The organism is Methyloversatilis discipulorum (genome assembly GCF_000385375.1).
GTDB lineage: Bacteria > Pseudomonadota > Gammaproteobacteria > Burkholderiales > Rhodocyclaceae > Methyloversatilis > Methyloversatilis discipulorum_A.
Window position 1 is genome coordinate 2,680,206 of record NZ_ARVV01000001.1, and the last position, 21,824, is coordinate 2,702,029.

Genomic DNA, 21,824 nt, shown 5'->3' on the forward strand with positions numbered 1-21,824 from the left:
CCTGTTACCACCTCTTGTCGGGAGCCGTGTCGAGCAGCGGCCGCAGCTTCTCGGCGATCGCCTCCCGGGCACGGAAAATGCGCGAACGCACCGTCCCGATCGGACAATCCATCACTGTCGCAATCTCCTCGTAGGCCATGCCTTCGAGTTCGCGCAACATGATGGCTGTGCGCAGTTCTTCGGGCAGTGCTTCCATTGCGGAGGTCACCGTCTGTCCGATCTGCTTGGTCAGCAGCAGCCGCTCGGGGGTGTTGATGTCCCGGAGGTTGTCGCTGTCGTCAAAGTTTTCCGCCTCTTCGGAATCGAACTCCGTGCTGGTCGGAGCTCTGCGCCCCTGCGACACAAGGTAGTTCTTCGCCGTATTGACGCCTATCCTGTACAGCCACGTGTAAAACGCGCTTTCACCGCGGAACGAGGGCAGCGCACGGTAAGCCTTGATGAAGGCCTCCTGTGCGACGTCCTCTACCTCGGCCGGGTCGCGTATCAGGCGCGACAGCAGCCGTCCGAGCTTGCGCTGATACTTGCTGACCAACAGACCGAAGGCCTGCTTGTCGCCGCGCTGCGCACGCTCGACAAGCAGCTGATCAACCTCTCGCTCGCTCATCTGGGCCGATGTTGTGCCACCCGGGTCTTTCACCGGCGCGGGTTTTGAACTGGCGCGCAGTATATCCGAGCGCGCAGGCCTGGGTACCACTTGGAGGGGGTGTAGTGTCGCGTCCATGCCTGCACAGACCGGGGGCTTCCGACAAAGTTCATTGCGACCAACGCGCCCGCGGCCGGCATCCTCTCGCTGCGCTGCGATATAGTGCAGCCCTCCCATTGAACTGCTGATCGCCGTGCAGACATTCGACGTGCTGGTACTCGGAAGCGGCCTGGCCGGACAGGCGCTCGCTTTGCGACTGGCGGAAGCCGGTCGCCAGGTCGCGCTGGTCACCAAGCAGAAGCTGGAGGATTCGGCGTCCAGCTGGGCCCAGGGTGGCGTCGCTGCCGTGCTCGACAGCGAGGATTCGGTCGAGGCGCATCTGCGCGACACGCTGGTCGCCGGTGCAGGACTGTGCGACCCGGAGGCCAGCCGCTTTGTGGTCGAGAACGGCCGTCGGGCGATCGAGTGGCTGATCGGCCGCGGCGTCCCCTTCACGCGCGACGACCAGACCTCGCTCGGTTACCACCTGACTCGCGAGGGCGGCCACAGCCACCGCCGCATCGTGCATGTGGCCGACGCGACCGGCTCGGCCATCCAGATGACGCTGACCGGTCAGGTCAAGGCACACCCGAACATCCATATCTTCGAACGCCATCTGGCGGTCGATCTGATCGTCGGCTGGAAGATCGGTCGCCCCGAACTGGGCTGCGCCGGCGCCTACGTCCTCGATATCGAGAACGACCGCGTCGACACCTTTGCGGCGCCCGTGGTCGTGCTGGCAACCGGCGGTGCCGGCAAGGTCTATCTGTACACGACCAATCCGGATACCGCGACCGGCGACGGCATCGCGATGGCCTGGCGTGCCGGTTGCCGGGTCGGAAACATGGAGTTCATCCAGTTTCATCCGACCTGCCTCTACCATCCGCACGCCAAGTCCTTCCTGATCACCGAGGCGATGCGTGGCGAGGGCGGCCTGCTGCGGCTGCCCGACGGCGAACGCTTCATGCCGGCGCACGACGAGCGCGCCGAACTGGCGCCGCGCGACGTCGTGGCACGGGCGATCGACTACGAAATGAAGAAGCGCGGTCTCGACTGCGTCTATCTCGACGTGTCGCACAAGCCGGCCGACTTCCTGATCAGCCATTTCCCGAACATCCACGCCCGCTGCCTCGAACTCGGCATAGACATCACGCGGCAGCCGATTCCGGTGGTGCCGGCGGCGCATTACACCTGCGGCGGCGTCAAGGTAGACCAGCGTGCGCACACCGATGTCGACGGCCTGTACGCGATCGGCGAGACCAGCTATACCGGCCTGCACGGCGCCAACCGGCTGGCCAGCAACTCACTGCTGGAATGCCTTGTCTATGCGGAGTCTGCGGCACAGGACATTCTCGCCCGCCCCGGCTCTTCCCTGCCCGACCTGCCGGCCTGGGACGAAAGCCGCGTGACCGACGCCGACGAAGAGGTGGTGATCGCGCACAACTGGGACGAGCTGCGCCGCTTCATGTGGGACTACGTGGGCATCGTGCGCACCAACAAGCGCCTCGAACGCGCACTGCACCGCATCCGCCTGCTGGAACGCGAGATCGACGAGTACTACGCGCACTTCCGCATCAGCAATGACCTGATCGAATTGCGCAATCTGGTCATGACCGCCCACCTCATCGTGCGCAGCGCGATGCAGCGGCACGAGAGCCGCGGCCTGCATTTCAGTCGTGACTACCCCGATACCAGCGACGCAGCCAGCCCGACCATCCTGCGTCCGCGTCGCTCGCGTCAGCCTGAAGAACAGCACGCAACCACAGTCTGAAACGTCGGTAGTCGTCGACGCTGTCGAACTGGTCCGCAAACAGCAGCAGGTGCTGTCGACCGCCCTCGCCGTCCAGCGTGACCGAAGTCCATGCACGCCCCATTCTCGCGGCGCAGGGGCGGCCGCTCAGCGCCTCGCCGACGGACTGCACGCAAGCGAGGGATACGCCATCCTCGCTCGCCAGCCCGCACAGGCGCCCCGCTCGCACGCGCGCCGCTACGGTCAGCAGCAGCGAGAGCGCACAGAGCGCGATGGCGAGAGGGCCCAGCAATACCGACGCGACCACAGCGGCAAGCGAGGCGAAAAAAAGGGCCACGTCGCGAAGACGTGACCCTTTCAGATGCATCTGCCGGAAGCCCTGAAGCCGCTCGCGGTTCAAGGCCGGTCGCTCACATGCGACGGAAGACCAGCGTCGCGTTCGTGCCGCCGAAACCGAAGGAATTCGACAGCGCGGAACGGATGTTGATCTCGCGCGGCACCAGCGGCACGTAATCGAGATCGCAGGCCGGATCCTGGTCGCGCAGATTGGCGGTCGGCGGCGCGATCTGCTTGTGGATCGCCATCACCGTCACCACCGCCTCGATACCCGCGGCCGCGCCCAGTGCGTGGCCAGTCATGGACTTGGTCGAGCTGACGCACAGCGTTTTCGCGTGCTCACCGAAACAGCGCTTGATCGCCACCGTCTCGGCGATGTCGCCCAGCGGCGTGGAGGTGCCGTGAGCGTTGATGTAATCGACCTCATCCAGCGCCACACCGCCGTTGCGCAGCGCATTCGCCATGCTGCGCGATGCGCCTTCACCGTCCTCGCAGGGCGCAGTGATGTGATGCGCGTCGGCACTCATGCCGTAGCCCGCGAGTTCGCAGTAGATGCGGGCGCCGCGTGCCTTCGCATGCTCGTACTCTTCCAGCACCAGCACGCCGGCACCTTCGCCCAGCACGAAGCCGTCACGACCGCTGTCCCACGGACGGCTGGCGGTCTCCGGATCATCGTTACGACCCGACAGCGCCTTGGCAGCCGCGAAGCCGGCCACGCCCAGCGGGCACATCGTCGATTCGGCACCACCGGCAATCATCACGTCGGCGTCGCCGTACTCGATCAGGCGCATCGCTTCGCCAATCGAGTGGTTGGCCGTAGCGCAGGCACTGACGGTCGCAAAGTTCGGGCCTTTGAAACCGTAGTTGATCGCCACGATGCCGGAGATCATGTTGATGATCGAGCCCGGCACGAAGAACGGCGACACCTTGCGCACGCCGCCTGCCAGCATGGCGTTGTGCGTTTCCTCGATCATTGGCAGACCGCCGATGCCCGAGCCGACGCAGACGCCGATGCGTTCGGCGTTGGCCGGATTCGCCTCGAGTCCGGCGTCGCGGATGGCATCCATCGAGGCAGCGATGCCGAAATGGATGAAGGTGTCGAAACGCCGTGCCTCTTTCGGAGACAGGTAGTTGGCGACGTCGAAATCGCGCACTTCGCCCGCGATCTGGACAGGCAGGTCGGACGGATCGAAACGCGTGATGCGACGGATCCCCGACTTCGCCGCCAGGATATTCTCCCAGGCTTGTCCGACCGTGTTCCCGACCGGGGAAATGATGCCCAGGCCGGTGACAACTATTCTTTTACGTGCCAAAACGTACTCCGCTCGATGAAACGATCAGGCCTTGCTGGCCAGATGACGGTTCACGTAATCGATGGCCTGCTGCACCGAGGTGATCTTCTCGGCTTCTTCGTCGGGGATTTCGCATTCGAACTCTTCTTCGAGCGCCATGACCAGTTCAACCGTATCGAGCGAGTCAGCGCCCAGATCGTCCACGAAGGACGATTCGTTCTTGATCTCGGCTTCGTTGACGCCCAGTTGTTCGGCAACGATCTTCTTGACGCGTTGTTCGATGTTTTCCATTGCGGTACTCCTTCCCTGTGTATGCCCTGACTAGAGCGTGAGAGCGCGAAAAAAAAGTGGCGCGAGTGTAACAGAAAGCCTGGTCCACTTCGCCTTTGGAGGTGTATGGCGCTCGCGCGCCGCACACCGCCGAATATCAGTGCATGAACATCCCGCCGTTCACGTGCAGCGTACTGCCGGTCACGTAGGCGGCCAGCGGCGACGCGAGGAACACGACGGCAGCGGCCACTTCATCGGCCGAGCCAAGGCGGCCCAGCGGAATCTGGCCAAGCAGCGCGTCACGTGCGGCATCGCCCAGCGCCTCGGTCATGTCGGTGGCGATGAAGCCCGGCGCCACGCAATTGACGGTGATGTTGCGCGAACCCAGTTCGCGCGCCAGCGCCATGCTCATGCCGGCGACACCAGCCTTGGCGGCGGCGTAGTTGGCCTGCCCGGGATTGCCGGTTTCGCCGACCACCGAAGTGATGTTGATGATGCGGCCACTGCGCGCCTTCATCATGCCCTTCATCACCGCGCGCGACATTGTGAACACCGCCTTCAGGTTGGTGTCGATGACCGCCTGCCACTCGTCGTCCTTCATCCGCATCGCGAGGTTGTCGCGCGTGATGCCGGCGTTGTTCACCAGCACCGAAACGGTGCCGAAGTCCTTCTCGATCGCGCTGATCGCGGCGGGAATCGCCGCGGCGTCGGTCACGTCGAGCACGATGCCCCGCCCCCGGACGCCGGCAGTCTCGAAAGACTGCTGTATGCCTGCAGCGCCGGCTTCACTGGTCGCGGTGCCGATCACCGTGGCCCCGGCCTGGCCGAGCGCCAGCGCAATGGCGCGGCCGATGCCTCGGCTGGCACCGGTCACCAGTGCGATCTGTCCGTCGAGAACACCCATCAATTCACTCCGATCTGTTGAGCAAGCTGTTCCAGCGCGGCACCGTCGGACAGCGCCACGCCGTTGAGGTTGCGGTCGATGCGCTTGGTCAGGCCGGCCAGCACCTTGCCGGGGCCGCACTCGGCGACCGTGACGACGCCCAGCTCAGCCATACGCTGGATCACCTCGACCCAGCGCACCGGTGCCGCCGCCTGACGGACGAGGGCATCGCGGATCGCGTCCGGCTCGTCCGGCGACGCCACATCGACGTTATTCACCAGCGTAATCTGCGGCCGGCGGAACTCGACGTCGGGCAGCGCCTGGGCCAGCTTCTCGGCCGCCGGCTGCATCAGGCTGCAGTGAAAGGGCGCACTGACCGGCAGCGCGACCGTGCGCTTGGCACCGCGCTCCGACAGCAACGCCATCGCACGCTGGACGGCAGCGGCGTGGCCAGCGATCACCGTCTGCTCCGGCGAGTTGAAATTCACAGCAGCGACCACTTCACCTTGCGCGGCTTCGTCGCAGCAGGCCTGCACTGCGGCTGCGTCCAGGCCCAGCACGGCGGCCATCGCGCCGGTACCGGCGGGCACCGCGTCCTGCATTGCCTGCGCGCGCAGACGAACCAGCGGTACGGCGTCCTTCAGTCGGAGCACGCCGGCAGCAACCAGCGCTGCGAACTCGCCAAGGCTGTGCCCGGCGACGACATCAGGAGTGCGGCCGGTACGTTTGACCCAGCTGCGGAACACTGCGACGCCAGCAGTCAGCATCAAGGGCTGCGTGTTGGTGGTCAGCGACAGGCGCTCGGCAGGGCCGTCGGCTGCCATCGCCCACAGATCTTCGCCTAGTGCGAGCGAAGCCTCGTCAAAAGCCGCGCGGATTTCGGCATCGTCGCCATAGGCGGCCATCATGCCGACCGATTGCGAACCCTGGCCCGGAAAAACGAATGCGAGTTTCTGCATGGAAGACATCGGAAAATCGGTGGATCGGAAGCGAATGGATCAGAAGCGCAGCAACACGCCGCCCCAGGTGAAACCGCCGCCCACACCCTCGAGCATCACGTTCTGGCCCCGCTTGATGCGACCATCACGGACGGCGATGTCGAGCGCCAGCGGCACCGACGCAGCCGACGTATTGCCATGCTCGGCCACCGTGGTAATGACCTTGTCCATCGACATATCGAGTCGCTTGGCAGTCGACTGAAGGATGCGGATATTGGCCTGGTGAGGCACCAGCCAATCGAGCGCCGTCATCGGCAGTTCCGCCGCCTGCATCAGTTCGACCGCGGTATCGCCAAGCACGCGCACGGCGAACTTGAAAACCGCCTGGCCGTCCATCTGCAGCAAGGGCTTGCCGGCAACGGAGCCATTGCAGACCTGGCCCGGCACCGACAGGATGTCGTGGTAGTGGCCATCGGCATGCAGCGCCGACGACAGGATGCCCGGCTCGCTCGACGCCTCGAGCACCACCGCGCCGGCACCGTCACCGAACAGCACGCAGGTGCCGCGGTCGTTCCAGTCGAGGATGCGCGAGAACACCTCGGCACCGACCACCAGCGCGCACTTGTGCGAACCGGAACGGATGAACTTCTCGGCGATGGTCAGCGCATAGACGAAACCCGAGCACACCGCCTGTACGTCGAACGCGGTCGCCGCGCGATTGCCCAGCTTGTGCTGCAGCAGGCAGGCGGTGCTCGGGAAAACCTGATCGGGCGTCGACGTGGCGACGATGATCAGATCGACCTCGCTCGCCTCGCGACCCGCCATTTCGAGCGCCTTGCGGCTCGCATTCAGCGCGAGGTCGCTGGAATGCTCATGCTCGGCGGCAAAGTGACGGAAGCGGATGCCAGTGCGATCGGCAATCCACTCGTCCGACGTTTCGATGCCCCGTGCGACCAGATCATGGTTCGACACCGGCGCGCCGGGCAGATAGCCGCCCGTGCCGGTGATGCGGCAAAAACTCATGCAGCTACCTCGGTACGTGTCATGCATTCGGTGATGCGGGCGATCAGATCATTGCGCACTGCGTCTGCCGCGCGGGCGATGGCCTGCTCGAATCCGTAGGCATCGCTGGAGCCGTGGCTCTTCACGACGACACCGCGCAGCCCGAGCAGGCTGGCGCCATTGTAACGACGATGATCGACGCGGCGGCGGAAGGCGGCAATGACCGGTCGGGCAACCAGGTACATCAGCTTGCGCAGCGGTCCGCGGCTGAATTCCTCGCGCAGGAAGGTGCCTATCATCTGCGCCAGGCCTTCCGAGGTCTTCAGCGCGACGTTACCGACGAATCCATCGCAGACCACGACGTCGGTCGTGCCCTTGTAGATGTCGTTACCCTCGACATTGCCGTAGAAGTTGAGATCGCTGGCGCGCAGCAGATCGGCCGCGCCCTTGACCGCCTCGTTACCCTTGATCGCTTCCTCGCCGATGTTGAGCAGCCCGACGCTCGGGCGCTCGCGCGACTCGAGCGCCGACACCAGCATCGCGCCCATCAGGCCGAACTGGAACAGGTGCTCGGAGGTGCAATCGACGTTGGCGCCAAGGTCCAGCACGTAAGTGTGGCCCTTTACAGTCGGCAGGATGGAGGCAATCGCCGGCCGGTCGATGCCGGGCAGCGTCTTCAGGACGAACTTGGAGATCGCCATCAGTGCGCCGGTGTTGCCGGCGGACACTGCGGCCTGCGCGCGACCTTCCTTCACCAGGTCGATCGCCACACGCATCGATGAATCCTTCTTGCCGCGCATGGCTTGCGCGGGCGGCTCGTCCATGCCGACCACTTCGGACGCATGGACGACAGAAATCCGCGGCTCGTTGTTCGCACCGAGACGCTTCAGTTCAGCGTCGAGCACATCCTTGAGCCCGACGAGCAGCAGACTGCAGGCCGGATCCCTGCGCAGATAGGCAAGGGCGGCAGGCAGGGTGACAGACGGACCATGATCCCCGCCCATGCAATCGATGGCCAGGGTATAGCTCATGCCGCGCATCCGATCAATTCAAAGTCGCCCGGGGAGGCCGCACAGGTGCGGCGTGCCGGAAAAAACGACAAAGCGATGATCACTCGCCCTTGGTCTTGAGCACCTTCTTGCCGCGGTAGAAACCGCTCGGCGAGATGTGATGACGCAGGTGGACCTCGCCCGTGGTCGACTCGACGGCGGTGGCCGGCGCGGTCAGAAAATCATGCGCACGGTGCATGCCGCGCTTCGACGGCGACTTCTTGTTTTGCTGGACAGCCATGAACAACTCCCCCGGATAACCGGATAAAAAACCACACAACCGCGCCCGCCGGATCGGATGATCCAGCCAGCCTCATTCAATTCCGTTTCAGCTGCCCGAGCACCGCAAACGGTGACGGCTTCGCCGAAGTCGTTTCCTGCTCACTCACACCTGCTATCGCCGGCGCATCGCACTGCTGATGCAGCGGTACCGCGGGCAACGCAAGCAGCACCTCGTCTTCGACCAGTGCTGCCAGATCGAGCGGCCCGTCGAGTTCCAGCGCCTCGAAGCTGTCGTCGTCGAGATCTTCGTCGCCCCAGGCTTCGCCAGCAAATACCAGGCGGAAGCGGGACTCGCTATGCACATCGATCTGCACGTCGCCGAGACAGCGCTGGCATTGCATCATCACATCTGCCGACACGGCGAGAGTCAGCCAGCATGCGCCCTCGGCGTCTACGGAGCCCGCCAGCGACCACTCGATTCCGTCGGCACTGCGGCACTCCGCCGCCAGACGCCCGAACGACGCCAGCGCGACGCGACCGGTCAGGCGCTGCTGCGCACGCGCTAGCTGCTGCGCGTCGAGCCGGACACGTACGTCATCGCCGCTCGATTCATTGCCGGCCGACAACTTACCCGTCGACTTTCCGGCTCCGGCTGCTTCGGTCATGAACGTCTGCTTGCCCGATGATGCAATGGGCGGAGAAACAAACCCGAAATGATACTATCCCCTTGAAGCAGCTGTCAAAGCGCGCTCAGAATTTCGGCCTGCGAAGAAGCAGACCGGCACTCCGTTTCCCTCGTCCGCACATGTCCCCAGATCTTCCTCCGCTGGTCCTCGGCTCGTCCTCACGCTATCGCCAGGAGCTGCTGTCCCGGCTGCGCGTTCCCTTCACCACGGCGTCACCGGACATCGACGAATCGATGCTGGGCCACGAAACGCCGCGCGAACAGGCCATACGCCTCGCGCGCAGCAAGGCCGAGGCGATCGCGGCGCGCTTTCCCGGCGCCTGTGTCATCGGCTCCGACCAGGTCGCCTCCTGCGGCGGACGTCGCTACGGCAAGCCGGGCAGCCGCGATGCCGCGATTGCCCAGCTGGCGGAACTGAGCGGCCGGACCGTCGTGTTCGACACTGCGCTGTGCGTGATCGATGGCCGCAGGGGCACACGGCATGAAGCCCTGGTGCCGACCGAAGTCGTATTCCGCGCGCTGTCTCGACCGGAAATCGAGCGCTACGTCGATCTCGACGACCCGCTGGACTGCGCTGGCGCCGCGAAATCCGAATCGCTGGGCATTGCATTGCTGGAAAGACTGAGCGGCGACGACCCGACGGCGCTGGTCGGCCTGCCACTGATCCGTCTCAGCGCGCTGCTGCGCGGCATCGGCTACCCGCTGCCATGAGCGCGACGACCTCGTCGGGCACGCTCTACATGCTGCCCAGCCCGCTCGACGTCGGCGCCGCATGCGCGCTCGACACGCCGGCGGCGGTACGCGACTGCGCACACCGCCTCGATTACTTCCTGGTGGAAAGCGCAAAGTCGGCCCGCGCCACGCTGAAGCGTCTGGAGCACCCGACGCCGCTGCGCGAACTCGAAATCGTCGAGTTGCCACCGGAAAAGGACGGCCGACTGCTGCGCGACCTGCTGGCGCCCATGCTCGCCGGCCGCAGCGCCGGCGTGATTTCCGACGCCGGCTGCCCCGGCGTTGCCGACCCGGGTGCGCTGGCAGCACGCACCGCGCACACGATGGGAATTCCGGTCATGCCACTGGTCGGCCCGTCCTCCATCCTGCTCGGTCTGATGGCGTCCGGCCTGAACGGGCAATCATTCGCCTTCCACGGCTACCTGCCGGTGGAGGACGCCGCACGCGCAAAGACACTGGCAGAGCTGGAAAAGCAGTCGGCGCGACTGAGACAGACCCAACTGTTCATCGAGACGCCCTACCGCAACCTGAAAATGTTCGACGCGATCCGCGCTCACTGCCGCGGCAGCACCTTGCTGTGCGTGGCGGCGGCGCTGACGGCGCCCGATCAATTCGTGCGGACGAAGCCGGTGTCGAAGTGGACAGCGGAAGAAATCGGACGCATCGACCGCCGCCCGACACTTTTCCTCCTGCTGGCCGACTGAGGCGTAGCCAGACGCCTCAGCGCATTCCGACGCGATTCAGCGCGCCGGTCACGCTCTCACCCAGATCGGCGCCCAATTGCTTGGCAAAACGCTCGGCAATGTTCTGACGCTGCGTGAAATCGACGATGTCGGCAGCCTTGACAACGTCGCGCGCAACATACTCGACGCTGCCGAGGTCGTCGGCCAAGCCAAGTTCGATGCTGCGCGAGCCGCTCCACATCAGGCCGGAGAACATGTCCGGCGATTCCTTCAGCCGCTCGCCGCGACCCTTGCGCACCACTTCGATGAACTGCTGGTGCACGTCGCCGAGAAGCTGACGCGCATGATCCTTGTGCCGTTCATCCTGCGGCGAAAACGGATCGAGAAAACCCTTGTTCTCGCCTGCGGTCAGCAGCCGGCGCTCGACCCCCACCTTGTCCATCAGCCCGGTGAAGCCGAAACCGTCCATCAGCACACCGATCGAACCGACGATGCTCGCCTTGTCCACATAGATGCGGTCAGCGGCCACGGCAACGTAATAGCCGCCCGACGCACAGATGTCCTCGACCACGGCATACAGCGGCGTATCCGGATAGAGCGCGCGAAGCCGCCCGATCTCGTCGTTGATGATGCCGCTCTGCACCGGACTGCCGCCCGGGCTGTTGATCTTCAGGATGACGCCCTGGGTGTTCTTGTCGTCGAATGCCGACTGCAGCGAGGACACGATGCGCTCGGCGCTCGCTTCGCCATTCGGCGCGATGACGCCACTGAGCTCGACCAGCGCCGTGTGCTTGCGGTGTTCCGCCTGGCTGAACAGGGAACTCCAGTCGATCAGCGCAAAGGTGAGCACGCCAAGGTAGGCGAAGCCGATCATCCGGAAGAAGATGCTCCAGCGCCGACGACGGCGCTGCTCGGTGACCGATTCGAGCGCGAGACGCTCGATCAGCTTGCGCTCCCACGTTGATTCAGGACGTTTGTCGGACGGCGTATCAGGTTCTGACATGATGTTTTGCTTACTCGCTGCGTGCTTCGGACAGCCACACCTGTCCATCGGATTCTTCGAGCTTCACCGGTTCCAGTCGTGCGCCGCGGCATGGGCCACCGACACACAGCCCGGTGTCCGGTGCATAAAGGGCGCCGTGAGTGGAGCAGATCAAGTATAACTTTGAAGTATCGAAGAACTCGCCGTGATTCCAGTCGAGTTCTATCGGCACATGGCGGCAGCTGTTTACATATCCGTGCACCCGCCCGCGGAAACGTACCGCAAAGGCCTGCCGCGACTTGTCGCCAGCACTCGCGATCTCGAACCGCACCCCTGCTCCGCCTTCCTCCAGCGCGTCCGACGCGCAGACGTTCACGCGTGACATCGCAGCCATTCCGTCAGTTCGGCCACGCTGGCGGCGTGCGCACGCGGCGCCGCGTCGAGCAGTTCATGCAGAGGGTGGGCCCCATAACTCACCGCCACCGCCTCGCAACCCGCGTGACGCGCCATCAGCAGGTCGTGCGTCGTATCGCCGATGACCAGCGTGCGCTCGGGCGCGTGCGACAGTTCGTCCATCAGTTCCAACACCATATCGGGCGCCGGTTTCGACACCGATTCGTCGGCACAGCGGGTGGACGCGAACATCGGCCCGAGGCCGGTGTGGCCGAGCGCGCGATTCAAGCCGACGCGGCTCTTGCCGGTGGCCACCGCAAGCGTGTGTCCGCGCCCGCGCAATTCGTCGAGCAGTTCGGGCACGCCGTCGAACAGCGTCAATTCATGGTCGCGCGCCAGATAGTGATAGCGGTAACGGCCGGCCAACTCCTGGTGGCGCGAAGCCGGTAGCTCGGGCACGGCGCGCGCCAGCGCGTCGATCAGCCCGAGGCCGATCACCGAGCGCGCGGTCGCGTCGTCCGGCGGCACGACGCCCAGGTCGTCGCAGGCGTGCTGGATGGCATGGACGATGGCCGCCGCCGAATCGAGCAGCGTGCCGTCCCAGTCGAAAACGATGAGGTCAAACTGTGCGGGCATGGTCTTGGTCGGTATTGCGGGCTGCGCGGTCGAAGTCGCGCGGGTGCTGTGCGTCGAGCCGGCGCACGAAACCCGCCAGGTCCTCGGGCAGCGGCGCCTCGATCTGCAGGCGCTCGCCGGTCAGCGGATGGTTCAGCGTCAGGCTGTGGGCGTGCAGGAACATGCGCGGCAGCCCCTCCTTGCGCAGCGCTTTGTTCAACGGGAAATCGCCGTACTTCTCGTCGCCGGCGATAGGGAAGCCGCTGGACGCCAGGTGCACGCGGATCTGGTGCGTGCGGCCAGTCTTGATGCGCACACCGAGCAGGCTGTAGCCGGGCCAGCGCGCCTCAAGTTCGACAATAGAGTGGGCCGCCTTGCCGTCGGGATCGACCGATACGCGGCGCTCGCCCGACTCCGTCAGATACTTGGTCAGCGCCAGCTTGATGTGCTGCAGCGGATTGAGCCAGCGGCCCTTCACCAGCGCGAAGTATCGCTTGTCCATGCCGCCATCGCGGAAGGCATCGTGCAGCGCGGTCAGCGCCGATCGCTTCTTCGCCACCAGCAGAATGCCCGAGGTTTCACGGTCCAGCCGGTGCGCCAGTTCGAGCAGTTTCGCCTGCGGACGCGCCCGGCGCAGGCTTTCGATGACGCCAAAGCTCACGCCGGAGCCGCCATGAACGGCAATACCGGCCGGCTTGTTGATGGCGAGAAAGGCGTCGTCCTCGTACAGGATGTCGAATTCCATTGCCGGAATGGCTGCCGGCGTACCCGGATCCGCCATGCGGATCGGCGGAATGCGCACCTCGTCGCGCTCGGCAAGCCGGTAGGTCTGATCGACCCGCTTGCTGTTAACACGCACTTCGCCGGAGCGCAGGATGCGATAGACGTGACTCTTCGGCACGCCCTTGCACACCCGCAGCAGGAAGTTGTCGATGCGCTGCCCGGCCTCTTCGACATCCACGACATGCCGCACAACTTTCGGAGCTTTACCCAACTCCTTCATTTCAAATATACTGCGACGGGTTTTCGGTCTGATTTCGAAGCAGACGCAGTGCGGAGCACATCCAGCTCGAAGTGGCGGACGCCGGGTGACAGATTGACGGTGAAGTGCTTCCTCATGCAGTCCTTCTTGGCAGACGAAAACCGGATCACGGGTTAATCCCGCTCACCCAAAGTAGCGAGTGTACTGAGTAGCGCGAGTACCGTACAGGCAGAATCCCCCAGGCAGTCGCGAAAGCGCGGCTGCATTGAGAGTTGGCAGACCCCTCCACGTCCCCCAGTCCGTTCCCATCGAAAAAACCCGATTGCAGCCGACACGATAGACGTTATTTACTGACGAGCGGTTTGTCCTGCCCGTGTGCGGTGCGCGCGGGAGAAGTTGATGAAACGAATGCTCTTCAACGCGACGCAGGCCGAAGAGCTGCGCGTCGCGATTGTCGATGGTCAGAAGCTTGTTGACCTCGACATTGAGTCATCCAGCAAGGAACAGCGCAAAAGCAACATCTACAAGGCAGTCATCACCCGCATCGAGCCCAGCCTCGAAGCATGCTTTGTCGATTACGGCGCAGATCGCCACGGCTTCCTGCCGTTCAAGGAAGTTTCCAAGTCCTATTTCAAGCCCGATCTCGAACCCGGCCGCGCCCGCATCCAGGATGCGCTGTCGGTGGGTCAGGAACTGATCGTCCAGATCGACAAGGACGAACGCGGCAACAAGGGCGCCGCACTCACCACCTTCATTTCGCTGGCCGGCCGCTACCTGGTGCTGATGCCGAACAACCCGCGCGGCGGCGGTGTTTCGCGCCGCGTCGAAGGTGACGACCGCGCCGAACTGCGCGAAACCATGGATCAGCTCGAAGTGCCGTCCGGCATGAGCCTGATCGCCCGCACTGCCGGCATCGGCCGCAACGCCGAAGAACTGCAGTGGGACCTGAACTACCTGCTGCAGCTGTGGACCGCCATCGAAGGCGCCGCCCAGTCGCAGTCCGGCGCCTTCCTGATCTACCAGGAAGGCAGTCTGGTGATCCGCGCGATCCGCGACTACTTCCAGCCCGACATCGGCGAAATCCTGATCGACACCGACGAGGTGTACGACCAGGCCTACACCTTCATGGAACACGTGATGCCCGGTAACGTGGCGCGCGTGAAGCGCTACCGCGACGACGTGCCGCTGTTCTCGCGCTTCCAGATCGAACACCAGATCGAGTCCGCCTACTCCCGTCAGGTGAACCTGCCCTCGGGCGGCGCCATCGTGATCGACCACACCGAAGCACTGGTAGCGGTGGACGTGAACTCCGGCCGCTCGACCAAGGGCAGCGACATCGAGGAAACCGCGCTGCGCACCAACTGCGAAGCGGCCGACGAAATTGCCCGCCAGTTGCGTCTGCGCGACCTCGGCGGCCTCATCGTCATCGACTTCATCGACATGGAAAACCCGCGCGCCCAGCGCGAGGTGGAAACCCGCCTGCGCGATGCGCTGCATCACGACCGCGCGCGCGTGCAGATGGGCAAGATCAGCCGCTTCGGCCTGCTCGAACTGTCGCGCCAGCGCCTGCGCCCGGCGCTGGCCGAAACCAGCTACATCCCCTGCCCGCGCTGCAGCGGCACCGGCCACATCCGCTCGACCGAATCGGCCGCGCTGCACATCCTGCGCATCCTCGAAGAGGAAGCGATGAAGGAAAACACGGGTGCCGTGCACACCCAGGTGCCGGTCGACGTCGCCACCTTCCTGCTGAACGAGAAGCGGGCCGACATCAACGCGATCGAACTGCGTCACAAGGTCAACATCGTCCTGATCCCGAACAAGTATCTGGAAACGCCGGCGCACGAAATCACCCGTCTGCGCCACGACCAGCTGAACCTCGAAGGCGTGGCCCAGCCGTCCTACCAGATGGCAGTGAATCCGTCGGCCGAGAGCTATCAGCCGCCGTCCGCCATTCCGGCCGACGAGCGTCCGAAGCGTCAGGAAGCGGCGATCAAGCACATCACGCCGGACCAGCCGGCACCGGTCGTGGCCGAGACCGCACCGGCCGCGCCGGTCGCTGCAGCGCCGGCGGCTGCACCCGCGGCCAAGGGTGGCTTCTTCGGCTGGATCGCCGGGCTGTTCGGCGGCGGCGCAGCCGCGCCAGCCCCGGCGCCCGCTCCGGCCCCGGAAGCGAAGCCCGCACAGACGCGCGAACGCGGTCCGCGTGGCGAGGGCGAACGCGGTCGCAACCGCAACCGTCGCGACAACCGCGAAGGTCGCGAGGGCCGCGAAGGTCGTGAACAACGCGAGCCGCGTGAACCGCGCGAAGCGCAGAACAAGAGCGAAGGCCGCGACGGTCAGCGCAAGCAGCGCGAACCCCGTGAGCCGCGCGAGCCGCGCGAGCCGCGCAACGAGCAGGAAGCCGCCGCGCCGCGCGAACCGCGTCCGCCGCGCGAGCCGCGCCCGCCGCGTGAGCCGCGCGAGCGTGCCGCCAATGACGCACGCGAACAGCAGCAGGCACAGACCGATCTGCCGCTGGCCGCCGCCACCGGCACTCAGCCGGAGAATGTCGCGCCGGCGGAGGGTGGCGAAGGTGCTGCACCGCGCAGCCGTCGCCGCCGTGGTGGCCGCCGCGAACGTGGCGAGCGCCGTCCGGACGGCGTGGAAGGCGCAGTTGCCGATGTCGCCGCAGTCGAGGGCGATCTGACGGTGACCGATTCCGCCGCCAATGAAGTGCCCGCTGCCGCCGTGGAAGCCCAGGCCGCGCTGCCGCTGGACGTCCCCGTCGCAGCACCGATCGCCGCCGAGCCGGCCCCGTTGGCCGACGCTGCACCGGTGACCGAAGTCGCCGCGGTGGTCGAAGCACCGGTGGCGCCTGTCGTGTCGGCACCGATGGTGTCTGCACCTGCTGCCCCGGAGCCGGCAGTGGTCGAACCTGTCGCGGTCGACGCACCGGTGACCGAGCCCGTCGTGGCTGAAGTGGCTGCACTGCCGGTGGTCGAAGTGGCTACCGAACCGGTGGCCGCGCCGGCACCCGTCGTCGATCAACCGGCACAGATCGCAGCCTCGTTGAACGATGCTGGCGAATCGACGCTGGTGCGCGCGATGGAAAGCTTCGGCTCGGCGGCGCAGCCGTCCGCGCCGGCGCCGACAGTCGCACCGGCAGCCGATCTGCAGAGCACGCTGGCCGAGAGCGGCCTGGTCATGGTGGAAACCTCGGCCGAGCGCGCTGCCGGCATCGAACCCGTCATCGTCGAGCAGCCGCAACTGGGCCGTCGCCGTCGTGCGGCACCGGTGATCGCCAACGAACCGATGCAGCAGGTGGAAACACGCAACGAGTGAGGCGCTGACACCGCCAGAGGGGCCCGGCATTGTCCGGGCCCTTTTTGCATGTCCGTCAGCAAGCCCGCCCGGCACCGGGTGATTTTCCCGTGCTGGCACCGCCCGTTTTCACCGACACTGCGCACGCTTTTTTCAATCACAACAAACGAGGAGAACACCCCATGCGTCTTTTTGCAGCCCTGCTCGCCATCGTCGCCAGCACCACGGTTTTTGCGCACGGCCCGTCGCGCCTGAAGGCGAACGAAACGATCACGCTGAAAGCCAGCCCGGACGCCGTGTGGGCCAAGGTGAAGGACTTCACGCAGCTGCAGTCCTGGCACCCGGCGGTCGAGAGCAGCACCGCCACCGCCGGCAGCGATGTCGGCTCGGTACGTACGCTGAAGATCAAGGGTGGCGGCGAAGTGGTCGAGAAGCTGGAAGCAATCTCGGACGCTGATCGCAGCTTGACCTACACCGCCCAGGACGGCGGCGCGCTGCCGGTCAGCAAGTACAAGTCGACGATTACCGTGAAGCCGGCCGACGGTGGCGGTTCGACGGTTGAGTGGAAAGGCGTGTTCTTCCGCGCCGACGCCAGCGAGCACCCGGCCGCGGGCAAGGATGACGAGGCGGCCACCGGCACCATCAAGGCGGTCTATACCGACGGCCTGAACAACCTGAAAGCGCTGCTGGACAAGTAATCGTCACAGCAACGACAAGACGGGCGGCCTTGGCCGCCCGTTTTCATTTGAGTCGTTGCTGCAGCTCGCGGACCAGACCGTCGGCTGCGTCCTCGATCAGGTCGAGCACCCGTTCGAAGCCAGCCGGGCCACCGTAGTAGGGATCCGGCACCTCGTCCTCGTCGAAGCGTTCGGCGTGCTGGAGGAAGAGCGCCAGCTTGTGGCGCAGCGGCTCCGGGCAGTTGCGTTCGAGATTGCGCAGGTTGTCGCGGTCCATCGCGTAGATCAGGTCGAACTGCGCGAAATCGGCGCCATCGACGCGACGCGCCCGGATGCGCGTCAGATCGACCCCACGCGACGCAGCCGCCGCAGCCGCACGCGGGTCAGGTTTGCTGCCGACGTGATGGGCGTGCGTGCCGGCCGATGCGACCTCGACGCGTTCGTGCAGCCCCGCGGCCTCCAGCCGCGCGCGCACCACGCCCTCGGCAGTCGGCGAACGACAGATGTTGCCCATGCAGCAGAACAGTATCTTCATGTCGGGATCCCGTGCAGCGCGCAGCGGCCGGCGCATCCAGCGCTCAAGCACAGCCACCGCCCGCAGCGACATCCAGGCGGACCGGGATGCCACCCATTGCGTCCTCGTCGCCCCATGAACGGACAGGCAGCTCGGGCGGATCGAAGGCGGTATCGCCCTCCTCCACTACGCTGCCCGGCTTCAGACCGGCGAAATCGAACAGCTTCTGATCGGCCAGGTGCGACGGCACGACATTGCGCATCGCCGTAGCCATCGATTCGATCCGCCCCGGATACAGCCGCGCCCACTCCTGCAGCATGGCCTTCACCTGCTTGCGCTGCGCGTTCTCCTGCGAGCCGCACAGATTGCACGGAATGATGGGGTAGTCCATTACCCGGGCGAAGCGCTCGATGTCGCGCTCGGTGCAGTAGGCCAGCGGCCGGATCACGATGTGGCGGCCGTCGTCGCTGACCAGCTTGGGCGGCATGGACTTGATCTTGCCGCCGAAGAACATGTTCAGGAACAGCGTTTCCAGCAGGTCGTCGCGGTGGTGGCCCAGCGCGATCTTGGTCGCACCCAGTTCGGACGCCACGCGGTAGATGATGCCGCGCCGCAGCCTTGAGCAAAGGCCACAGGTGGTCTTGCCCTCGGGAATCTTGTCCTTGACGATGGAGTAGGTGTCTTCGGTCTCGATCCGGTACTCGACGCCGATGCGCTTGAAGTAGTCCGGCAGGATGTGGTCGGGGAAACCGGGCTGCTTCTGGTCGAGGTTGAAAGCGATCAGCCGGAAGCGCACCGGTGCCCGCTCCTGCAGGCCGCGCAGCAGTTCCAGCATCGTGTACGAATCCTTGCCGCCGGACATGCACACCATGATCACATCGCCGTCCTCGATCATCGAGTAGTCGCCGATGGCCTGCCCGACCGCACGTTCGAGGCGCTTGCGGAACTTGAGGAAGGTGTTGGACAGCGTCACCGATTCCGGTGACACCGATGAAAGGTCGGACATGAACACTCCACGCGTCCGCACTGAAGTTTCGGACTTAAACGCCGATTATATCCACGAGCGTCACGGCCGGCGGGCATGCCACCCGGCGGCACACGGCCTCTCCTGCGCACCGTCTCACAGATGCCTACAATCGAATTGCCACATTCATGACGCCGCGTGATGAACCCGTTGTTCCGCATCGCCTGCACCGGCCTGTTTCTGATATCGCCCGCACTGGCTGCGCCCGTCAGCGCGCCCGCGTTCAGCGGGTTGCCGCAGGATGCCCGCGTTGCATTGATGCCGCTCAACGTCGAACTGTTCATGATCAGCGCGGGCGGTCTGCCTGAACCTGTGGCCGAGTGGAGTGCGCAGGCACGCGAGAACATGTCTGTCTCCATTCGCAACCGCGAGGCGGCGGTCGGTCGCACGCTCGTTACCGACATCGATGCCGACGATCCGCAGGTGGTCGACCTGATCCGCCTTCATGGCACCGTCGCCAGCGCAATTGCGCTGCATCACTACATGGACCGGTATGAGTTGCCGACCAAGGGCAAACAACTGGACTGGCGTCTGACCGGAGACACCGCCCGTCTGGCTGAGCGGACCGGCGCCGATTACGGTCTGTTCATCTTCCTGCGCGACAGCTATGCAACGATGGAGCGCAAGGCAACGATGGTCGTCGCGGCGCTGTTCAAGGTGAATCTCGGTGGCGGCGCCCAGGTCGGCTATGCCTCGCTGGTCGACCTGCGCAGCGGCCGTGTTGTGTGGTTCAACCGCCTGTCGCGGCAATGGGGCGACCTGCGAGACCGCGCGTCCGCTGAAGGGACGATGGACGTACTGCTGGAGGATTTCCCGCAATGAAAGCGGTGCGAAACGTATGGCGTAGCGCACTCTGTGCGCTGGCTCTGGGCGCCATCAGCAGCTGCGTCCGCGCCGACTTTGCCGTGCCTGCCCCGTTTGAACGTCCAGACGCCATCGCCGATGAGGGTAGTCTCTGGGCACTTATGGACAGGGAAGAAAGCCGCCTGCGCCACTCCCCGTTCGTACTGCAGGACCCTGCGCTCAATGAGTACCTGCGCGGCATCGTGTGCCGGCTGGCCGGCGACCGGTGCGGCGAAATCCGCGTCTATCTGGTCCGCACCCCATATTTCAATGCGAGCATGGCGCCCAACGGCACGCTGCAGATCTGGACCGGCCTGCTGCTGCGCGCGGCCAACGAGGCTCAGCTCGCGGCGGTGATCGGCCACGAGATCGGTCACTACATGCGGCATCACACGGTCGAACGTCTGGCCGATGCGCGCTCGAAATCGGCCATGGCGCAGTTCGTCGACATTGCGCTCGGTGCCATCGGCGTCGGCAAGCTCGGCCACATCACGCAGCTCGGCGTACTGGCCAGTCAGTTCGCCTTTTCCCGCGACAATGAGTCGGAAGCGGACGCCATCGGCCTGGAGTTGATGCATGCGGCCGGCTATGACCCCATGGAAGCGTCAAAAGTGTGGGAACAGCTGATCGAGGAAGGCGAGGACGACTATGGCGGCGGTCTCGCGCTGTTCGCTACCCATCCCACGCCGCGCACTCGCCATGACCGTCTCGCCGCCCAGGCACAGAAGCTGGGCGCCGGCGCGCAGGGCGGAGATGTCGATGCACAACGCTACCATGCAGCCATCGCCTCGATCCGGCCGCAGATAGTGCAGGATGAACTGCGCCGCCGCGTACCTGACAGCTCGTTGCGCCTGTTCGATCGCCTCATCCGCTACCAGGGCGAAGACGGCCTGCTGCTCTATGCGCGAGCCGCAGCGCTGTCGGCCCGCGACCGCGACGGCGATGCAGACCGTGCCCTGACCAACCTCGAAGCGTCGGCCGGCCGCGCCGACCAGCCCGCTGAAGCAGAACGTCTGCGGGCACATCTGCTGCGGCGCAAGGGCGACAACGCTCAGGCACGCGAAGCCTTCACCCGCTATCTCGAGCGTGCGCCGGACGCGCCGGAAGCTCCGATGATCAGGCACTACGTCGATACGCTGTGATCCGGCTGCTCGCCGTCCTTTTCCTGTCCGCACAGCTTGCCGCCTGCGGCACGGTATTCAAACGCACATCGGACACGGTCACTGTCGGTAACGTGCTGCAGGTAAACACGGCCGGCAGCGAGCCGTGGAACCGGTTCACCCCTGATGGCAGCAAGCACCGCGAAATCTGGACTCGACACGGCCTGCCGCTGGACACGCTTACCTTCTTCTACGCGGTGAAGGACGGCGAACCGCTCGACGATCTGGGCGAAGCCGGTCGCAAACCGCCGCGGTTCCGCGCACACATGGCTGCGGAGGATGTGGTGGCGCTGACCGAAACAATGTTGGTCGGACACGGCGGTCACTTTGAACTGGGCAGCCTCGAACCCGCGCGCTTCGCCGGGCACACCGGCTTCCGCTTTACCTTCGACTACGTCACGCGCGCGGAAGAGGTACCGCGTCGCGGTCTGGGCAGTGGCGCAGTCATTAACCGCAAGCTCTATCTCATCCTGTTTCTGGCGCCGTCCGGTTTCTTCTTCGACGAAGGGGTGCGCAACGCGCGCACGCTGATCGACGGTGTGCAGCTCGTCGCAATACAACGCTAGCAGTTGGTCAGAAAACGCTCCCTGCCCGGTGTTCGAGAACCGAGACGGGTTCCGGGCTCGGATCGTCTTTAAGCACTTTCGGATTTCCCATGCCCGGCCATGAGAAACCCCAAGCCGCGAAGTTCAGCGACATGAGCCCGGAACATCGATTGCCTTAAGGCCACCTGCGCACACCGCTCGTACCGCTCCAGTAACCATTCGCAGCGAGCGTCCGCTAGTCGATCAGCTCGACTAAAACCTGCTC

The 21,824-nt window shown here is 65.1% G+C and carries 23 protein-coding genes; 8 read left to right on the plus strand and 15 right to left on the minus strand.

Annotated elements, in window-relative coordinates; genetic code table 11:
• Window positions 1-4: 4 nt before the first annotated feature.
• Window positions 5-604 (minus strand): RNA polymerase sigma factor RpoE, encoded by a 600-nt coding sequence (rpoE, locus tag METRZ18153_RS0112615; protein WP_019917809.1) that lies wholly within the window; start codon window positions 602-604, stop codon window positions 5-7.
• 232 nt (window positions 605-836) lie between these two features.
• Here rpoE and nadB point away from each other — a divergent pair, with 232 nt between their 5' ends.
• A complete protein-coding gene (gene nadB, locus METRZ18153_RS0112620; protein ID WP_020165065.1) occupies window positions 837-2,453 on the plus strand; it encodes an L-aspartate oxidase in 1,617 nt (538 codons plus the stop codon).
• 389 nt (window positions 2,454-2,842) lie between these two features.
• On the opposite strand, the gene fabF is transcribed toward nadB, so the two are convergent.
• From fabF to METRZ18153_RS0112660, 8 genes are all read right to left on the minus strand, one after another.
• Entirely contained in the window at window positions 2,843-4,081 is a 1,239-nt protein-coding gene (gene fabF, locus METRZ18153_RS0112625) for a beta-ketoacyl-ACP synthase II (RefSeq protein ID WP_020165066.1), read from the minus strand.
• Window positions 4,082-4,105: 24 nt separating this feature from the next.
• Window positions 4,106-4,351: an acyl carrier protein gene (acpP, locus tag METRZ18153_RS0112630; protein WP_019917806.1), complete on the minus strand. Its 246-nt coding sequence runs from the start codon at window positions 4,349-4,351 to the stop codon at window positions 4,106-4,108.
• 136 nt (window positions 4,352-4,487) lie between these two features.
• Window positions 4,488-5,234 (minus strand): 3-oxoacyl-ACP reductase FabG, encoded by a 747-nt coding sequence (fabG, locus tag METRZ18153_RS0112635; RefSeq protein ID WP_020165067.1) that lies wholly within the window; start codon window positions 5,232-5,234, stop codon window positions 4,488-4,490.
• Window positions 5,234-6,172: an ACP S-malonyltransferase gene (gene fabD / locus METRZ18153_RS0112640; protein WP_029143742.1), complete on the minus strand. Its 939-nt coding sequence runs from the start codon at window positions 6,170-6,172 to the stop codon at window positions 5,234-5,236. Before fabD ends, fabG begins: the two co-directional genes overlap by 1 nt.
• Window positions 6,173-6,211: 39 nt before the next feature.
• A complete protein-coding gene (locus METRZ18153_RS0112645; RefSeq protein ID WP_020165069.1) occupies window positions 6,212-7,174 on the minus strand; it encodes a beta-ketoacyl-ACP synthase III in 963 nt (320 codons plus the stop codon).
• The gene (gene plsX / locus METRZ18153_RS0112650; protein WP_029143743.1) at window positions 7,171-8,184 is read right to left on the minus strand and encodes a phosphate acyltransferase PlsX; all 1,014 of its coding nucleotides are present in this window, start codon (window positions 8,182-8,184) and stop codon (window positions 7,171-7,173) included. The genes METRZ18153_RS0112645 and plsX overlap by 4 nt, the downstream gene beginning before the upstream one ends.
• A 79-nt stretch (window positions 8,185-8,263) precedes the next feature.
• The gene (rpmF, locus tag METRZ18153_RS0112655; RefSeq protein ID WP_019917801.1) at window positions 8,264-8,443 is read right to left on the minus strand and encodes a 50S ribosomal protein L32; all 180 of its coding nucleotides are present in this window, start codon (window positions 8,441-8,443) and stop codon (window positions 8,264-8,266) included.
• A gap of 76 nt (window positions 8,444-8,519) precedes the next feature.
• On the minus strand, window positions 8,520-9,089 hold the full coding sequence (locus METRZ18153_RS0112660) for a YceD family protein (protein ID WP_051091682.1): 570 nt from the start codon (window positions 9,087-9,089) through the stop codon (window positions 8,520-8,522).
• 140 nt (window positions 9,090-9,229) lie between these two features.
• Between METRZ18153_RS0112660 and METRZ18153_RS0112665 the strand changes: the two genes are divergently transcribed.
• Both METRZ18153_RS0112665 and METRZ18153_RS0112670 read left to right on the plus strand, forming a co-directional pair.
• Complete coding sequence (locus METRZ18153_RS0112665) at window positions 9,230-9,820, plus strand: Maf family protein (protein ID WP_020165072.1); 591 nt, start codon at window positions 9,230-9,232, stop codon at window positions 9,818-9,820.
• Entirely contained in the window at window positions 9,817-10,545 is a 729-nt protein-coding gene (locus tag METRZ18153_RS0112670) for an SAM-dependent methyltransferase (protein WP_020165073.1), read from the plus strand. Before METRZ18153_RS0112665 ends, METRZ18153_RS0112670 begins: the two co-directional genes overlap by 4 nt.
• A gap of 16 nt (window positions 10,546-10,561) precedes the next feature.
• On the opposite strand, the gene METRZ18153_RS0112675 is transcribed toward METRZ18153_RS0112670, so the two are convergent.
• Genes METRZ18153_RS0112675 through METRZ18153_RS0112690 form a run of 4 tightly spaced genes read right to left on the minus strand, consistent with a single transcriptional unit; the run spans window position 10,562 to window position 13,517 of the window.
• Window positions 10,562-11,527, minus strand: coding sequence for a S49 family peptidase (locus tag METRZ18153_RS0112675; RefSeq protein ID WP_020165074.1), 966 nt, complete (start codon window positions 11,525-11,527; stop codon window positions 10,562-10,564).
• Between the two features lie 10 nt (window positions 11,528-11,537).
• A complete protein-coding gene (locus tag METRZ18153_RS0112680) occupies window positions 11,538-11,891 on the minus strand; it encodes a Rieske (2Fe-2S) protein (RefSeq protein WP_020165075.1) in 354 nt (117 codons plus the stop codon).
• On the minus strand, window positions 11,879-12,535 hold the full coding sequence (locus tag METRZ18153_RS0112685) for an HAD family hydrolase (protein WP_020165076.1): 657 nt from the start codon (window positions 12,533-12,535) through the stop codon (window positions 11,879-11,881). The genes METRZ18153_RS0112680 and METRZ18153_RS0112685 overlap by 13 nt, the downstream gene beginning before the upstream one ends.
• Window positions 12,519-13,517 (minus strand): RluA family pseudouridine synthase, encoded by a 999-nt coding sequence (locus METRZ18153_RS0112690; RefSeq protein ID WP_043363889.1) that lies wholly within the window; start codon window positions 13,515-13,517, stop codon window positions 12,519-12,521. The genes METRZ18153_RS0112685 and METRZ18153_RS0112690 overlap by 17 nt, the downstream gene beginning before the upstream one ends.
• Before the next feature lie 378 nt (window positions 13,518-13,895).
• Between METRZ18153_RS0112690 and METRZ18153_RS0112695 the strand changes: the two genes are divergently transcribed.
• Both METRZ18153_RS0112695 and METRZ18153_RS0112700 read left to right on the plus strand, forming a co-directional pair.
• Entirely contained in the window at window positions 13,896-16,817 is a 2,922-nt protein-coding gene (locus tag METRZ18153_RS0112695; protein ID WP_029143745.1) for an Rne/Rng family ribonuclease, read from the plus strand.
• Between the two features lie 161 nt (window positions 16,818-16,978).
• Window positions 16,979-17,494: an SRPBCC family protein gene (locus tag METRZ18153_RS0112700; protein ID WP_020165079.1), complete on the plus strand. Its 516-nt coding sequence runs from the start codon at window positions 16,979-16,981 to the stop codon at window positions 17,492-17,494.
• Window positions 17,495-17,537: 43 nt separating this feature from the next.
• On the opposite strand, the gene METRZ18153_RS0112705 is transcribed toward METRZ18153_RS0112700, so the two are convergent.
• A complete protein-coding gene (locus METRZ18153_RS0112705; protein ID WP_051091719.1) occupies window positions 17,538-18,044 on the minus strand; it encodes a low molecular weight protein-tyrosine-phosphatase in 507 nt (168 codons plus the stop codon).
• A gap of 7 nt (window positions 18,045-18,051) precedes the next feature.
• Entirely contained in the window at window positions 18,052-18,993 is a 942-nt protein-coding gene (gene ttcA, locus METRZ18153_RS0112710) for a tRNA 2-thiocytidine(32) synthetase TtcA (RefSeq protein ID WP_020165081.1), read from the minus strand.
• A 159-nt stretch (window positions 18,994-19,152) separates the two neighbouring features.
• Here ttcA and METRZ18153_RS0112715 point away from each other — a divergent pair, with 159 nt between their 5' ends.
• The 3 genes from METRZ18153_RS0112715 to METRZ18153_RS0112725 all read left to right on the plus strand — a co-directional run bounded on the left by METRZ18153_RS0112715 (window position 19,153) and on the right by METRZ18153_RS0112725 (window position 21,580).
• Window positions 19,153-19,833: a hypothetical protein gene (locus METRZ18153_RS0112715; RefSeq protein ID WP_020165082.1), complete on the plus strand. Its 681-nt coding sequence runs from the start codon at window positions 19,153-19,155 to the stop codon at window positions 19,831-19,833.
• Window positions 19,834-19,976: 143 nt separating this feature from the next.
• A complete protein-coding gene (locus tag METRZ18153_RS0112720) occupies window positions 19,977-20,996 on the plus strand; it encodes a M48 family metallopeptidase (RefSeq protein ID WP_020165083.1) in 1,020 nt (339 codons plus the stop codon).
• Entirely contained in the window at window positions 20,993-21,580 is a 588-nt protein-coding gene (locus METRZ18153_RS0112725; RefSeq protein WP_020165084.1) for a hypothetical protein, read from the plus strand. The genes METRZ18153_RS0112720 and METRZ18153_RS0112725 overlap by 4 nt, the downstream gene beginning before the upstream one ends.
• Window positions 21,581-21,824 lie beyond the last annotated feature (244 nt).